The sequence below is a fragment of the Trichocoleus sp. DQ-A1 genome (assembly GCF_039961955.1).
Classification (GTDB): Bacteria; Cyanobacteriota; Cyanobacteriia; order Cyanobacteriales; family FACHB-T130; genus FACHB-T130.
In genome coordinates this window covers 275,418-290,616 of the sequence record NZ_JAMPKE010000004.1, presented here as the reverse complement: position 1 = coordinate 290,616, position 15,199 = coordinate 275,418, and the positions used below count along the sequence as shown (strand labels likewise).

Annotated in this window: 16 protein-coding genes; 11 read left to right on the top strand and 5 right to left on the bottom strand. The window is 47.9% G+C overall.

The window, feature by feature from the left end:
- Positions 1 to 42 precede the first annotated feature (42 nt).
- Positions 43 to 1,086 (bottom strand): adenosine deaminase, encoded by a 1,044-nt coding sequence (locus NDI33_RS06945; protein ID WP_190677860.1) that lies wholly within the window; start codon positions 1,084 to 1,086, stop codon positions 43 to 45.
- A gap of 170 nt (positions 1,087 to 1,256) precedes the next feature.
- On the opposite strand from NDI33_RS06945, the gene NDI33_RS06940 reads away from it, so the two are divergent.
- The 6 genes from NDI33_RS06940 to NDI33_RS06915 all read left to right on the top strand — a co-directional run bounded on the left by NDI33_RS06940 (position 1,257) and on the right by NDI33_RS06915 (position 6,771).
- Positions 1,257 to 2,597, top strand: coding sequence for an adenylosuccinate synthase (locus NDI33_RS06940; protein ID WP_190425281.1), 1,341 nt, complete (start codon positions 1,257 to 1,259; stop codon positions 2,595 to 2,597).
- A 125-nt stretch (positions 2,598 to 2,722) separates the two neighbouring features.
- Complete coding sequence (locus NDI33_RS06935; RefSeq protein ID WP_190412582.1) at positions 2,723 to 3,331, top strand: 50S ribosomal protein L25/general stress protein Ctc; 609 nt, start codon at positions 2,723 to 2,725, stop codon at positions 3,329 to 3,331.
- Between the two features lie 127 nt (positions 3,332 to 3,458).
- A complete protein-coding gene (locus NDI33_RS06930; RefSeq protein ID WP_190677858.1) occupies positions 3,459 to 5,027 on the top strand; it encodes an AAA family ATPase in 1,569 nt (522 codons plus the stop codon).
- Positions 5,028 to 5,206: 179 nt separating this feature from the next.
- A complete protein-coding gene (locus tag NDI33_RS06925) occupies positions 5,207 to 5,506 on the top strand; it encodes a hypothetical protein (protein WP_190528405.1) in 300 nt (99 codons plus the stop codon).
- A 186-nt stretch (positions 5,507 to 5,692) separates the two neighbouring features.
- Positions 5,693 to 6,484 carry a YdcF family protein gene (locus NDI33_RS06920; protein WP_190677856.1) on the top strand — a complete coding sequence of 264 codons (792 nt, stop codon included), beginning with the start codon at positions 5,693 to 5,695 and terminating at the stop codon, positions 6,482 to 6,484.
- Positions 6,485 to 6,546: 62 nt separating this feature from the next.
- A complete protein-coding gene (locus NDI33_RS06915) occupies positions 6,547 to 6,771 on the top strand; it encodes a hypothetical protein (protein WP_190412586.1) in 225 nt (74 codons plus the stop codon).
- A 63-nt stretch (positions 6,772 to 6,834) separates the two neighbouring features.
- Here the strand turns inward: NDI33_RS06915 and NDI33_RS06910 are convergent, their stop codons facing one another.
- Positions 6,835 to 7,059 carry a ferredoxin-thioredoxin reductase variable chain gene (locus tag NDI33_RS06910; protein ID WP_190412587.1) on the bottom strand — a complete coding sequence of 75 codons (225 nt, stop codon included), beginning with the start codon at positions 7,057 to 7,059 and terminating at the stop codon, positions 6,835 to 6,837.
- Positions 7,060 to 7,240: 181 nt separating this feature from the next.
- Positions 7,241 to 9,427 (bottom strand): protein phosphatase 2C domain-containing protein, encoded by a 2,187-nt coding sequence (locus NDI33_RS06905; protein WP_190677854.1) that lies wholly within the window; start codon positions 9,425 to 9,427, stop codon positions 7,241 to 7,243.
- Positions 9,428 to 9,669: 242 nt separating this feature from the next.
- Between NDI33_RS06905 and NDI33_RS06900 the strand changes: the two genes are divergently transcribed.
- Positions 9,670 to 10,125, top strand: coding sequence for an NfeD family protein (locus NDI33_RS06900; RefSeq protein ID WP_190412877.1), 456 nt, complete (start codon positions 9,670 to 9,672; stop codon positions 10,123 to 10,125).
- 45 nt (positions 10,126 to 10,170) lie between these two features.
- Entirely contained in the window at positions 10,171 to 11,154 is a 984-nt protein-coding gene (locus NDI33_RS06895; RefSeq protein ID WP_190534665.1) for an SPFH domain-containing protein, read from the top strand.
- On the opposite strand, the gene NDI33_RS06890 is transcribed toward NDI33_RS06895, so the two are convergent.
- Positions 11,151 to 11,558: a Fur family transcriptional regulator gene (locus NDI33_RS06890; protein WP_190412589.1), complete on the bottom strand. Its 408-nt coding sequence runs from the start codon at positions 11,556 to 11,558 to the stop codon at positions 11,151 to 11,153. The genes NDI33_RS06895 and NDI33_RS06890 overlap by 4 nt on opposite strands.
- 162 nt (positions 11,559 to 11,720) lie before the next feature.
- On the opposite strand from NDI33_RS06890, the gene purS reads away from it, so the two are divergent.
- From purS to NDI33_RS06875, 3 genes are all read left to right on the top strand, one after another.
- Positions 11,721 to 12,008 (top strand): phosphoribosylformylglycinamidine synthase subunit PurS, encoded by a 288-nt coding sequence (gene purS, locus NDI33_RS06885; protein WP_190412878.1) that lies wholly within the window; start codon positions 11,721 to 11,723, stop codon positions 12,006 to 12,008.
- 108 nt (positions 12,009 to 12,116) lie between these two features.
- Entirely contained in the window at positions 12,117 to 12,791 is a 675-nt protein-coding gene (gene purQ, locus NDI33_RS06880; protein ID WP_190677851.1) for a phosphoribosylformylglycinamidine synthase subunit PurQ, read from the top strand.
- A 213-nt stretch (positions 12,792 to 13,004) separates the two neighbouring features.
- Positions 13,005 to 14,117 carry an iron-containing redox enzyme family protein gene (locus NDI33_RS06875; protein ID WP_190677849.1) on the top strand — a complete coding sequence of 371 codons (1,113 nt, stop codon included), beginning with the start codon at positions 13,005 to 13,007 and terminating at the stop codon, positions 14,115 to 14,117.
- A gap of 251 nt (positions 14,118 to 14,368) precedes the next feature.
- Here NDI33_RS06875 and NDI33_RS06870 read toward each other — a convergent pair whose 3' ends face one another.
- Positions 14,369 to 15,085 (bottom strand): class I SAM-dependent methyltransferase, encoded by a 717-nt coding sequence (locus NDI33_RS06870; RefSeq protein WP_190677848.1) that lies wholly within the window; start codon positions 15,083 to 15,085, stop codon positions 14,369 to 14,371.
- Positions 15,086 to 15,199 lie beyond the last annotated feature (114 nt).

Here is a 15,199-nt window from a genome sequence, read left to right as displayed (position 1 = left end):
TTAATTAAAATGAGAATTGCTATCGATTTCTCGATTAATGTCCTAACTACTGGCTGATAAAACATTCGTGGATGCAGGGTGCAGCAATCCTGTCAAAAGTGATGCCGGACGTTGGCTGTAAGGCCAAGCAAAGGCATGACGGAATGCCGCCTCCTGACAAGCTTGCAACTGTTCAAAATCAATAATATCCAGTGTCAGCAGATTCTCATACTCAAAAGGCAGACGCACATTGTGTAATCCAGCATTATCAGTACAGATGGCAATATCTACACCCGCTTCAAAACAGCGGTCAAACACCAGTTTGAGTTGACGCATATCCTCCAACGTGCCTGTTTTTAAGTACGTGGTAGGACATACTTCCAAACACTGATTTTGTTGAGCCAATTGTGGTAATAATTCTGGGTATTGCAGGGGGATTTGGATGCCGTGACCAATTCGCATCAAATACGGCAGCAGTTCCGGATAACAGCCAGAAGGGGTTTCGTAGAGATGACCCGTGGTTTTAACACCGAGCGATCGCGCATCCTTATACAATTGGACAAACTCATCTAGACGCTCGGAAATTTGGGCATCTCCTCCCGCCATGTCCACCGCGCAGACATACTCCTTCTTCTGTGCTGCCAAATCAACAATCGCCCGGTTCACCTCATAAGGGAGCCGCGAGTGCATACACAGAATTTGGCTGGTCACAATCGGATACTCAGGCACCCGACTGGCTTTGCCGACAATATCCACAATTGTCGCCATTTGGTCAATTCGTTCTGATTGGCTTAAATGCTCGGACGTACGCAGATACGGTGTATATCGCAGCTCCAAATAAGCCAAATTCTCAAAGATATAAGCACCCCGAATCAGCCGATAGATGAAATAGGGCAAAGTTTCTGACGTTTGCGTACTTTCCACCAGCGTATGTAGTTCTAAATACTCATCCAGGGTATTGCGGGGTCGCGTGTAAAATTCTTCAAACTCTGGATAGTTCGGAAATCGTTGAGCCAGTTCAGAATCGCTGCGATGGAAATACCGCCAAAGAATACGAGGTACAACAGAACCGCCTAGATGGCGATGTAATTCAGCATATAAAGACACAGGAACCTCTTGCCGTAGTTGTGGAGTTGTTATCTTGTTAGTTGCTAAGGGTGCGCGGTGCGCCCCTTTTATAGATGTGAAGCTGCGAATTGTTAACCTGAAGTTGACAGCGGTAGCACCATCTGTTAATAATTGTAATTTGTGAAAACTCTAGCTCTTTTAATAAACCCTTGGCTAACGTAGTTGTGATCGGTGCCCAGTGGGGCGATGAAGGCAAAGGTAAGATAACTGATTTACTGAGTAAATCAGCAGATGTCGTAGTACGTTACCAAGGGGGTGTCAACGCTGGGCACACCGTCGTGGTGGAGGATCAGACCTTTAAACTGCACCTGATTCCCTCTGGAATTTTATATCCGGACACCGAGTGCATTATTGGTTGTGGGACGGTCATCGATCCGCAGGTTCTGATTGAAGAACTGGATCAATTAGAAGCTCTGAAGATATCTACCCGTAATCTACTGATTTCTCAGAATGCCCACGTCACGATGCCTTACCACAGGTTAATTGACCAGGCATCCGAGGAGCGACGCGGTAGCTATAAAATCGGTACCACCGGACGCGGGATTGGCCCCACTTATGCAGATAAGTCAGAGCGAACCGGCATTCGGGTTTTAGACTTGATGGATACCGAAGGGTTGCGCGAACAGGTGCGATGGACGATCGATTATAAAAACGTCATTTTAGAAAAGCTTTACAACTTACCGCCCCTGGATGCAGAAATCGTGATCGAGCAGTACCTGGGGTACGCCGAGCGCTTGCGTCCGCATATCGTGGATAGTTCCCTAAAGATTTACGACGCGATTGGGCGACGGCGCAATGTTTTGTTTGAGGGTGCCCAAGGAACGCTCTTAGACTTAGATCACGGAACCTATCCTTACGTTACCTCCTCAAACCCAGTCGCCGGTGGCGCTTGCGTGGGTGCTGGGGTGGGACCAACGATGATCGACCGCGTGATTGGGGTCGCGAAAGCGTACACGACGCGGGTAGGTGAAGGGCCATTTCCCACCGAACAGAATGGCAGCGTCGGAGAAATGTTGTGCGATCGCGGGGCGGAATTTGGCACCACCACAGGGCGCAAGCGCCGCTGTGGATGGTTTGATGCGGTGATCGGTCGTTATGCCGTGCGAATTAACGGTCTCGACTGTCTCGCGATCACCAAACTAGATGTTCTCGACGAACTAGAGGAAATTAACGTCTGCGTCGCCTACGAAATTGATGGCGATCGCACCGAAGACTTCCCCACCAACTCTCGTCAATTTTCCCGCTGTCAGCCGGTTTACAAAACTCTGCCCGGATGGAAACAATCCACTGCTGACTGCCGTACCCTGGAAGACTTACCCCAGCAGGCGTTGGATTATCTCAAGTTCCTGGCAGAGCTGATGGATGTCCCAATTGCGATCGTCTCCCTCGGTGCTAGCCGCGATCAAACGATTATAGTAGAAGATCCGATCCACGGACCCAAGCGGGCGCTATTGCACGCCAATGGCACGCCGGTAACATCACATCGGTAATAGGCGAAAAAATTAAAAGTTAGAAATTAAAAATTGAAGAAAGACGATTTTCTAATTTTTAATTTCTAATTTTTCATGAAGATGCCAATTACCAAGTCACTATTAGCAACTCACAAACAACGAAGATGGAACATACAGTTGAATGTCAAAAGCGCCCTGAAGGGAGCAAGCCGAATGCCCTTCGTCGCAGTGGATTAGTCCCAGCCGTCCTATACGGGCACAAAGGAACTGAATCTATTGAGTTGACTTTGGAAGCCAAAAAGGCTGAAACCTTACTCAAAGGTGCCTCTGTTAATAACACCTTGATTCAGCTCAACATTCCTGAGATTTCTTGGAGTGGTAAAACACTGCTCAAAGAAGTGCAGACGCATCCTTGGAAAAGAACCTCCCTGTATCACCTCAGCTTTTTTGCGGTCGCGGCTCATGGCGATCTGGATGTGCAAGTGCCCCTGCATTATGTAGGAGAAGCCTATGGTGTTAAGCAAGAAGGCGGCGTATTAGACCCCGTACTCAACGAACTTCAGGTGCGGTGTGCGCCTGAAAGCATCCCTGATTCGATTGAGATTGATGTCTCTAATTTGCATATTGGAGATAAATTGCATATCGGCGAACTCGTTTTGCCACCTGGGGTGACAGCGCTTGGTGAGCCAGATCAAGTGACTGTAAGTGTCCTCCAACCTCAAGTCCAAGCTGAAGATCAAGAAACTGAGTCGGAAACTGAATCTGAAGCATGAGACGATGGCTTTTTGCCAGTTTGTTTCTCATTGCCTTGAAAACCAGGGGTTAAGCCCCTGGCTTTTTTTTAACCGTAAAGACACATTAGTGAAGCGATACGTTTTCTCGCTATAGAACGCAAAAAATATGACAGAAGCTTCTTTTCCCCCTTTAATTCAGCAGATGTTGCAGCCGAGTTTTTATCCTCATCCGGTGACGCAACCAATTGAGCTGATTCAAACACACGTTTCTTATGTGTTGTTGACGGGTGATTTGGTTTATAAAGTTAAAAAGCCGATGAATTTTGGCTTTTTAAACTATTCAACCTTAGAGCTAAGGCAGCATTTTTGTAATGAAGAAATCCGCCTGAATCAGCGCGGTGCGTCGGAAATTTATTTAGAAATTTTGCCCATTACTCAGACAGACGACCAATTTCATTTAAATGGATCGGGCGAGCCGGTGGAATATGTGCTGAAAATGCGCCAGTTTCCCCAAGATGGCTTATTCAGCAATCTGTTTGAGCAAGACTTGCTGACGGAAAAACTTATGGAGGATTTGGGACGGGTTGTTGCCAAATTCCATGAAAAAGCGCACACAGATGACTATATTCGTAAATTTGGAGAAGTAACTCAAGTTCGGGATGCCATTGATGAAAATTATCGGCAAACTGAAAACTATATTGGTGGGCCGCAAACTCAGGAACATTACGAGGAAACCAGGCAGTATACAGACTCTTTCTTTGCTGAGCGAGAGGAGTTATTTAAAAGCAGAATTCAAAATAATTGGATTCGGGAATGCCACGGAGATTTGCATCTGAGAAATATTTGTCTCTGGCAAGACAAGATTCTGCTATTTGATTGCATTGAATTTAACGAGCCGTTTCGCTTTGTCGATGTCATGTTCGACATTGCCTATGCAGTGATGGATATGGATGCGCGATCGCGTCCAGACCTCGGCAATGCCTATTTGAATACTTATGTTGAGCAGATGGGAGATTGGGAAGGGTTGCAGGTGTTGCCTTTGTACTTGAGTCGTCAAGCTTATGTACGGGCGAAGGTGACTTCTTTCTTGTTGAACGATCCGGCTGTTCCCGCCGTGGATAAGGAAAAAGCCGCCGCCACTGCTGCCCAATATTACCAACTGGCGTGGGAATACACGCGATCGCCGTCCCCGGCGTATGCCTCTGTTAGTGGCTCCTCCCGCCAAGGAAAGCTGTTTTTGATGTCTGGTCTATCGGGTTCCGGGAAGAGTACGGTAGCGCGGCTCCAGGCGCGGCGCTTGGGGGCAATTCACATCCGTTCGGATGCGCTGCGGAAACATTTAGGAGGCGTTCCCTTAGAACAACCAGGGGGGGCAGACCTTTATTCCGATGAGATGACTCAGAAGACCTACAGCCGGTTGTTGGAATTGGGGATAATGCTGACTAGCCAAGGTTGGTCGGTGATTTTGGATGCGAAGTACGATCGGCAGAAGTTGAGAGAAGATGCGATCGCTCAAGCCACTGCTCACCAAATTCCTTTGCAAATCCTCCACTGCACGGCACCAATGGAAGTTTGCCAGGATCGTCTCGCCTCCCGTACTGGTGATGTTTCTGATGCTACCGTTGACCTATTGGCGAAGCAACAAGCCACTGCTGAACCTTTTACTCAATCCGAACAAGCCTACGTGAAAACTTTAGACACGACTCAGGATTGGGAGTCACAATTAAATAGCTAATCGAAAAGTGGCTAATTGAAGGATTCAACCACTCTTCGGTTAGCCACTTTTGGATTAGCCAGACACTTATGACGAACAAAGGCAATGGGTTCAGATCCCTGGGACTCTCAAGTGGGTTCTCTGCTGGGTTGAAGTACTGGTTGTTTTTTCTAATTTGCTTTGTAATGCTGGGGTATCGGGTGCCCTTGAGCATCTTTCTAGGGGCGGTTGGGGGTTTTGCAGGGGCATGGGTGGTTGCCTGGTCAAAAGCCAAAGATGAACCCCGGCAGGTACGCTCAGAGGAGACGAAAGAAGGTTCCAATGGGCGGAATCGGAATAATTCGGCAAACCGAAAACGCTATGGTAAACCCAAAAAACAATATCGTGGCTTAAGTGGTCGTCGCGACCGGGGCAACCTAGGAAATAACCAACAAAACAATACAGCCTACAACACAGAAGATAGCCGGGAAGACAACACAGAAGATAACCGGGAAGAATGATTCTGCTGGGGATGAAAAGCAGAGGCGCAAAAGGGGGACAGGAAGTTATCCTGTTTTAGATTTTGGATTTTAGATTCTGGATTTTAGATTTTGGCTCGTACAAGTCTTGTCCGTAGACACGCTGAGGCATTGATTTTTAGTGGCTTTAAGGTGAAATGGTATAGCAATTACTAATTACCTTGTTCTATGTTTTTGTTTCTCTCAAAACTGCTACCGCTATTTATCTATCCCTTGGGAATTGCCTGCGTGCTAATGATTGTGGCACTGGTATTACTGTGGAAACGCCCTCGTTGGGCGGCGGTGCCGATTGTTTTGGCATTGATTGCCTTGCTGGTGGGGAGTAATGGCTGGGTGGAGAACTCGTTATTGCGATCGCTAGAATGGCAAAATCTCCCACCCTCTGAACTCCCAACAGCCGAGGCGATTGTTATCTTGGGCGGTGCTACGAAATCGGCTTCGCCGCCTCGACCGAGTGTAGATTTGAGCGAAGAAGGCGATCGCGTCTTCTATGGTGCCCAGTTATACCGCGAAGGCAAAGCTCCTGTCGTGATTGCTAGCGGCGGACGCATCGACTGGCGGGGCAGTGGGGCACCGGAATCTGCGGATATGGCTGTAATTTTAGAAACATTAGGCGTCCCTAAATCTGCCATTCTTCAAGATCCTAGCTCTTTAAACACTTATGAAAATGCGGTGAATGTGCGGCAAATTTTAGAAAAGCAGGGGATTCGCCGAGTATTATTAGTGACTTCGGCAATGCATATGCCGCGATCGCTCCTGATTTTCAAGCGTCAGGGAATTCAAGCCATCCCCGCACCCACCGACTTTTTGGTGACAGAAGCCGACCTTCTCGAATCCAACAGGAGCCTGCAAGCTCGAATCCTGAATGTTTTACCAGATGCCGAGCGGTTACACAGGTCAACCAGAGCGTTAAAAGAATACATTGGAACAGGGATCTATCGCCTTAAAGGCTGGCTTTAAAAAGTTTAGACAGTAGTTTGAAGCGATTATTTTTCCAACCTTCAACCTTCCAACCTTCAAAAATGCCAAAAGAATTCCCACACTTTATTCCAGCACCTCCCCCCGTAGCGGACATCTTTGCCACCTACCAAATGACTCATGACTTTTACCGGGAAGCCGAGTACCGAAAGGAACTTGAGCGTTACTGCCAGTGGTATCAGATGACAGCGGAAGCTAACCGGCAAGAGTTGCAGAGAATGCGGGGTGACATCAATATATTCGGCTGGTTTAATCGCGGTAGGCGATGATAGTCAATGGCTCATGGTCAATGGCTCATAGCTAATCGCGAATATGAGCCATTGACCATGAGCCTAATTTAGAGTTTCTAGCTCATCCTCGCGGAAGTGACCTTTAAATTTTTTGTCAAACTGGACAAAAACTGGAAGGTTGGCGCTGACGGGTCTGCCTTGCCATTCGTGAATGATTGAGACCACTTCTCCTTCCCGATCCTTGACATCAAAAGGCTTACCCTTATTTTCAGGATGGTGGTAAACAATCACAGATTTGATAACGCGGACGCGATCGCCTACTTTCATTTCTTGATCTCCGGTTGGGTATCTGAGTCAAACTGGTGCAGCCTTCTTTTGAGGAATAACTGCTTCCACCAAGCGTGAGCTGGGAGCGTTGCCTATCAAGACGCTTGGCTCTTACCAGTACCCAAGCATTGTGCTATTGTGAACAACCTTAATATTCTTGCACAGGACGGTAACTTCCTCTTTATGGACTTGGAGGGGGTGCTGACGGAACTGGCGATGCTGAATTTTCGGGAGGGGGTACTGAGGGAACTGGTGACGCTGAATTTTCGGGAGGGGGCGGCACTTGTGTGGATGGAGAAGGAGAGTTCTGCGGCGATGGTGGCACACTCGACGCGGGAGATGGAGTTTCGGGGACTGGAACGGGCAACGGTGCGGGGTTGAACAAGCGATCGCGTATTTGCTGGAACCCTTGAGGATTGTATTTCCACCAAGCATATAACCCAGCCGCACTGCCCCCTAGCAGTAGGAGGAAGACTCCCAATGCGACGACCAACCCTTTCCCTCGGCGCAGTCGGTTTGGCTTTGCCGGAACGATTTCCACTGGCACCGCTTCAGCATACTTCACGTCTTCAGCTTCAGCTTGCAGACTAGCTTTCGGCATCAAGGTGAGATTTCCGATCTCGCCAAAATTGAGTAGCACTGGATACTCTGGGGAAACGCGGCAGTAAGTAATCACGACTGAAGTATTATCGTGACCGTTCTTCTGATTCGCTAAGTCAATCCAGGACTGGACTGCCGCCTCCAGGGGAATTTTAGCCTGAAGCACCGGCTCCACATAATCTGTCCAGGATCGCTCAACCCAGTTATTGTCGCTCAGACCATCAGAACACAGCAGCAGCAGTCCGTCTTCTTCCACAATGAAGCGTTGCACATTCGGACGAAGAAACTCGGCATCCCGCGTGCCTAGCGCTTGGGTGAGTGCCCCGGCATCGGGTCGCTGTAACGCCTCCCGGTAGAGACTGCGCCCCATTCGCACTTCCCTGGCAGCAACGTCATCGTCTACTGTCAGCAGCTGGCAAGAATGGGGGGTAATCCAGTAGGCGCGGCTATCTCCAACATGGGCTATATAGAGTTCGTGGGCATTCCCCACACCAGAGTTAGCTGTCGTCACCTTCTGGGGCAGCTGGAGAGCCATCACCAGCGTCGTTCCCATCCGCCGCCTAGACTCTCGTCCTTGTTCGTCATTGCGGGCACAAATGAGGTTATTGACTACCCGGATACTTGCCGCAAGTTGCTCTTTCACCAGTTCCGGTGGCACGATTTCCGTTTGCTCTGCCACCTCAGCCAAAAGTGCCCGCACTTGCAGTTTCAGGGATTGTACTGCTAGCTGGCTGGCAACTTCTCCACCTTCATGACCGCCAATCCCATCGCAAACGATGCTCAAGTGGGGAATCAGCGTGTCAGTTGTTTGGGTGAAGTCTGCTGCTAGCAAATCCCGCGCCGTGGGATAGCAGGTGTCTTCGTTATGATCGTGTTGGGGACCCGTATCGGTAGCACCGGCAACCCGCAAGCGCAAGGGGAGTTCCGCTGCCTGCTCCAGTAATAGCTGATTTAGCCGTTCGGCGATCGCGCTTTCGGTAACATCTTCGGCTTGCATCAGTTCGCAAATTTCTAAAAGTGGCGTCACCGCTGATGCCTGGATTAATCGGGACCAACTCGCGATAACAAGGCCCAGATCCCGGAGACTTGGGCTAAACCCCGCGACTATTTGATCCCCGGTCGGTTCCGCTAAGGCGTGAGCGGCAAAAGGCTCAAGGCTCAAGGTAAGAGGCAGAAATTTTTTCTCTTCCCGCCGACTTCCTCCGATTTGCCTGTGGTCGGAGATGCCATTCCCATTGTTTGTATGGGCAACTTCCATCTCTGGATCGCTGACGGGATCGGCGTAAAGTTCTAACAGCCGCAACCGCCACCCTTCCACTCGGAGATTGTCCGCAACTAAAAGGCTAGAAGCTACTCCAAATTCCGCCAGCGGCGTCCAAAGTTCCAGAATTTGCCAGAGCCAGTAAATCTGGCGGACTGCCGATGCTTGGGGCAAAGCGTCCAAAATGGAAGGAAATAGCTTGCCTGTGGCATCCATCGGGACATTTTCTAGCAACAGAATCTCAGTCGGGGATGGAGAATTTCCCACTGCTGCATATCCATAGACTTCGGGGAGATGAAACCGCTGGGGATATAAGCGCAGGTAAGGGTAAAGATTTTCCGGGAACTGTTCGGGGATCTGAGGCGGCTGTGTCGGTTGAGTATCGAGCCAAACTTGAGGTGCAACAACTTGATATCTGTCTTGCACGAATTCTCCGACCGGGATCGTTGCAGCAACTGAGCCAGTTGCCCAAAGATAGCGATCGCTCTTCAACTGGGAACTGTTCATAAACTGAAATTTTTATAAAAAAGCTTCCAAGAGATTCTTAAGGAAAAATTCCACTGGGTTCTAGGAAATTTATAGCTGAAATGTTGTAGTAAACAGAAAGGCAAGATGCCTTCCCAATCCTAACTGGCTTTCATTGGAATAGTTCATCTTACCTTGATAACTATCCTTACCGGGATATCAAGCAGGGATTGAGTTTTATGACAATTTGGTTTTTAGCAGGGTTGTTTGATTCTCCTTTACTGATGCAGCTGTCGATCCAGCCTTTCGGATTCAGCCCGACTTTGTTGTGGTTACTGGTAGGGGCGATCCTTTGCTCGATAGAGCTAGTTGTACCAACAGCTTTTACCGCTTTCATGATGGGAGTCAGCGCTTTCGTGGTGGCACTGTTAGTCATGCTGCTCCCATTACCGGCGGCTTTACAGGTGGTGCTTTGGTTAGTGTTTTCAATTGCTTTCGTTTACCTGGGTCATCGCTTGATGCCGAGGCGAAAGGTGTCTTCGATGGAAGATGCAACCGAGGGTCAGACTTTAACAGAGATTTTGCCAGGAGAGATGGGGCGGGTACTCTACGAAGGAAATTCTTGGAAGGCACGATGTGAAGATGAGAAACTGGCGATCGCTCCCAATCAAAGAGTGTACGTCGTCAGACGGGAAGGCACAACTCTCATCGTGCTTCCAGAACACCTATTGAAATCCTAATTTTAGGGTTTATCAATCTGCGATATTGTAAAAACGAGGTTCACAATGGAAGGATTTTTTGGGTTACTAATTGCTTTAGTTTTAGGCGGCTCTGCCCTCTCAGGCGTCAAAGTGGTTACTCAAGGAAACGAAGCTTTAGTCGAAACTTTAGGTAAATATAGCGGCAAAAAACTAAAACCCGGTCTGAATTTCGTGATCCCGGTTTACGAAAGAGTCGCTTACCAAGCAACCGTCCGGGAAAGAGTTCTCGATATTCCTCCCCAACAATGTATTACCCGCGACAACGTTTCGATTACCGCTGATGCTGTCGTGTACTGGCGCATTCTGGATTTGGAGAAAGCCTACTACAAAGTGGAAAATCTCCAGTCAGCAATGGTGAATTTGGTGCTGACGCAGATTCGCTCGGAAATGGGCAAGCTGGAACTGGATGAAACCTTTACTGCCCGGACTCAAATTAACGAACTTTTGCTCAGAGAACTGGACGAATCTACCGATCCTTGGGGAGTGAAGGTGACACGGGTAGAACTGCGAGATATCGTTCCCTCCAAGGCTGTGCAAGAATCGATGGAATTGCAAATGTCGGCGGAACGTCGCAAGCGGGCGGCAATTCTCACCTCTGAGGGCGAACGCGAATCAGCCGTTAACTCTGCTAAAGGGAAGGCTGAGGCGCAAGTTTTGGAAGCAGAAGCTCGCCAAAAATCCGCGATTCTGGAGGCAGAAGGGCAACAAAAGACGATCGTTCTCAAAGCGCAGGCGGAACGGCAGCAGCAAGTTCTCAAGGCTCAGGCTACTGCTGAAGCGCTGCAAGTGATTTCTAAAACGCTCAAAACCGACCCCAACGCCCAGGAAGCTCTCCAGTACCTACTGGCTCAGAATTATCTAGAAATGGGGATGGCGATTGGCAAGAGCGGTAGCAGCAAGGTGATGTTTATGGACCCGCGCACTATCCCAGCTACGTTGGAAGGCATTCGCTCGATTGTCGGAGACACGAACCAAGCTCAATTTTTAGATTTAGGCGACGATAGTTAATCCAGGGCATCGCTGGCAACTTGAGCGACACAGCAGCGATCGCACAGTCCAAAAAACTCCAGAGTATGGTAGAAAATTTTAAACGAGTGCGATTGTTGCAGCTGGCTCTCTAATTCATGGACTGGACATTGATTAATGGGAATCGAGTCTCCGCACTGCAAACAAGTTAGGTGGTGCTTGTCTTGTTGCACGGAACTGTAGAGCGATTCGCCACTTGCCAATGTCCGTACCTGGACGACACCATCCAGTTTTAAGGCTTCCAGGGAACGATAGACGGTTGCTAGTCCCATGCTTTGGCTACGATTGCGAAGTTCTACATAAATATCTTGAGCTGAGACAGCTCGGTTCATCGTCTTGAGCAGATTCAAAATACGCTCTTGACTGCGGGTGCGTTGGGCTTTCATGGTCTTCAGTTTTGCAAGATATCCTTAATATGTTTCAGGTTGTCGCTGATACCTTTATCTCTTTCCAGCTTAAATTGCGAGAACTTCACGCAGCTCACACCCTTCCCCCCTTAGAATAAAACAAATATCACCTATCTAAGGGAATAATTTATAGGAATGGCTGTGAATCGGAAATATCAAGCGAAAATCTACGTGACTCTGCGCCCTTCAGTTTTAGACCCAGCAGGCACGGCGGTACAGTCTGGGTTGGGGCATATGGGATATGCCAATGTTGAGCAGGTGCGAATCGGAAAGTATATTGAACTGACTCTGATGGCAGAAAGTGAGGATGAGGCGCGGCATCAATTAGATCGGATGTGCGATCAGTTGTTAACGAATCCGGTAACGGAAAACTATCGGTTTGACCTAACTGAGATGTCGGGTCAGATAGAGACAGAGATATTCTTTTAGGATAATAGGGGCTAGGTAGTTGGTAGTTAGTAGCGATGGGTCATTTGTGAAGAACCAATCGCTACTGATGACTTCTGGCTAGCCAGTCTTCCATTAGCGATTAGCAATATGAAATTTGGGGTTGTTGTGTTTCCGGGTTCTAATTGCGATCGCGATGTCGCCTATGTGACTCGCGATTTGCTACATCAGCCAACGCGGATGGTTTGGCATGAAGACACGGATATTTCCGATCTCGATGTGGTAGTGATTCCGGGTGGCTTCAGCTACGGCGATTATCTGCGATGTGGCGCGATCGCTCGTTTCTCTCCGGTGATGCAAGCAACGATTAAACACGCCCAGCAAGGGAAGTTTGTCTTGGGTATCTGCAACGGGTTCCAGGTGCTAACGGAGGCGGGACTTCTGCCAGGGGCACTCACTCGAAATCAAGAATTGCATTTTATTTGCGATCGCATTCCCCTGAAAGTCGAACGCACCCATCTCCCTTGGACGCAAGCCTATTCTACCGGACAAGTCATTACCCTCCCGATTGCCCACGGTGAGGGGCGCTACTACGCCGATGCCGATACTTTGGCAAGCCTGGAAGACAACCATCAAATCCTCTTCCGCTATCACGGCGAGAATCATAACGGCTCTTTAAATAATATTGCGGGTATTTGCAATAAAAAAGGAAACGTGCTAGGAATGATGCCTCATCCAGAACGCGCCTCAGATCCGATTTTAGGCGGTACGGATGGGATGGGGTTGTTCCAAGGATTACTGTCTGCGGTGGCAGCGATCGCATAGTGCCATAGCAAAAATGTTTTGTTGAACCACAAAGACACAAAGAAAGCACGAAGTTTCTTTGTGTCTTCGTGTCTTTGTGGTTAATCTTCAAACACCTATATATTTAGGTAGAAATACGTTTGGCTGTGGCAAGTTCCCCCCACAGACCGACAATTGTTCCAACCGGACAGCACTAGCATCAAAAAAGTGCAAAGACGGAATTCATGGGCAATTATGGTCGCGATTACTGATTTTCAACCAACGAATACGGCAACGAGTCAAGAAACAGCCACAAGCTACAACGAATCTGAGCAGCAATTTATAAAATTGCTCGAAATGGAAGATTTAGACAACAAGCTGGCTGCACAGCCTGAACTAGCAAGCGACGTTGAAAGTGCGATCGCTACCGCAATTGAGGCGGCTTATAAGGTAGGAAGTGGTGATGAGCTAGTTGAAGCCGCACACCTCTTTTTGCAGCGCGTGCTGTATCGCATCAATCGGCTCAAGCTGTTTTGGTATGACGATCTGCGGCATTACACCAACGAGCGCTCAATTTGGTTGCAAAAAGTTCGCAACCAAATCGAGTCCGCTTGGCAGCAGTGGGAATTGGCACACTTCGATGTAGAAGCACTCCAAAAACTTTCCCCAGCCGATGTCAAGCAAGCGCTGAGCGAGCGTGGTGCAGCCGACTTAGATCCTCCCCTATCGGAAGGTAGTCGCTACTTGCGGGAGCAGACAACAGAGGCTGGTTATCGCCGAATCTTGGCAATTGGTTCCTTTGATGGCTTAGTTGAAGGCAGCCGCCTGTCGCGCATTCTGGGGGGCACCGCCAACGCAGTACAATGTACCCTCGTCAAAGTGTTGTTGGAAGAGTACGGCAACGGTCGCCTTTCCCGCAAGCACTCTACCTTTTTTGCCCAGATGCTTGACGAGTTTGGCATGAACACAGAGCCAGAGGGCTACTTCGATTTAGTACCTTGGGAAGTGCTAGCCTGCGCTAATCATAACTTTCTCGTTACTGAGCGCAAAATTTATTTCTTGCGTTACTGCGGTGGATTGACTTATTTTGAAGTGGCAGGTCCTGCGGCATACAAAACCTATCTAGCCGCAGCGCAACGGTTGAAACTTTCTGATGCAGCAATGGGTTACTGGGAACTGCACATTCGGGAAGACGAACGTCACGGTCAATGGATGTTAGATGATGTGGCGATGCCGTTGGTTGACAAGTACCCGAATGATGCTTGGGAAATTGTCCTGGGATATGACCAAGAGAAGCTAATGGGCGATCGCGCTGGTGTAGCGATCGCACGATCGGCAAGAGAAGCCGATCGAGAGACCAATCGATAAAATACATTTTGCCTAAAATACTTGCCGACTTGTTAACAATCAGTCGCCTTCCTTTCTCGTTCTCAGGGTTGAACCCTGAGAACGAGAATAAATTTGAATTTTTCTAGTTTTAGTTAGAAGTTAAACAATAAGAATAGGGCACTGAGAACTGTTAACTTCTCAGTACCCTTGGTTCGTTCCCGTCTAAAGTAGCTTTTGGGTTCAGGGAAAGATTCTTTAGCGATCGCTCTCCCCACTCCTTGTTCAAGCTTTTACAAAGATGTCATGATCTGAATCAGCTCGGTAGATAAATCCACCTGACACTTATGCTGCTTTTTAAACAAAACTCCAGCCAAAAGATAGATGTTCCCTGAATAAAACGCCATCTTCTTTTCTCGCAATTCTCTAATTGTGTTTTTAACCTTTGGCTCAGAACTGTAATAACCAAAGTTTAGAGGCGAGACGATAAAATTAGCGATCGAGTAGCCTTGCATGATTGCATAATTAATGAAGCCCTCTGGATTAGAATAACTAGAGAGCATTAGTAAGACGTTTTCATAATCTAAAGATAAAAGCCGTTTGGCAATTTTAGAACCATCTGTACCGCCATGCAACAGAGGTTGGTAAATATTCTCGTCTGGTGCTGGAAGGTATGGTGGATTTGAGATCAAATAATCAGCCTTGGGAAGAGATGCCTCAAAGAAAGAAGTATTGTGGATGATATATTGGGCGCTGAGTTCGTATTCCTGAATATTTGATTTGGCAGTTTTCCAAGCTAACTCATTGAGTTCAAATCCATGTATGATTCCATCAAATCTGGTTCTCATTAAAGAGTTAATGACTGGAGTTCCATCTCCTGCGCCAAATTCGATGATAGTTTTACCATGAGCGCCCTCATTTAAAACTAAACTTTCTAAACATTGAGAATAAAAATTAGATTCTTCTGGGCAATAGAATACATCTTTTACTGGTCTGGATGAAATTAGCATAGTTTTCTCAGTGATAACTATAACAAAGCTAATTCATACTCTATGCTTTTGTGATCTATCAAGAGAATTATACCCTAAGGCATTGACAACAGTTTACATTTATTTATAATTTTC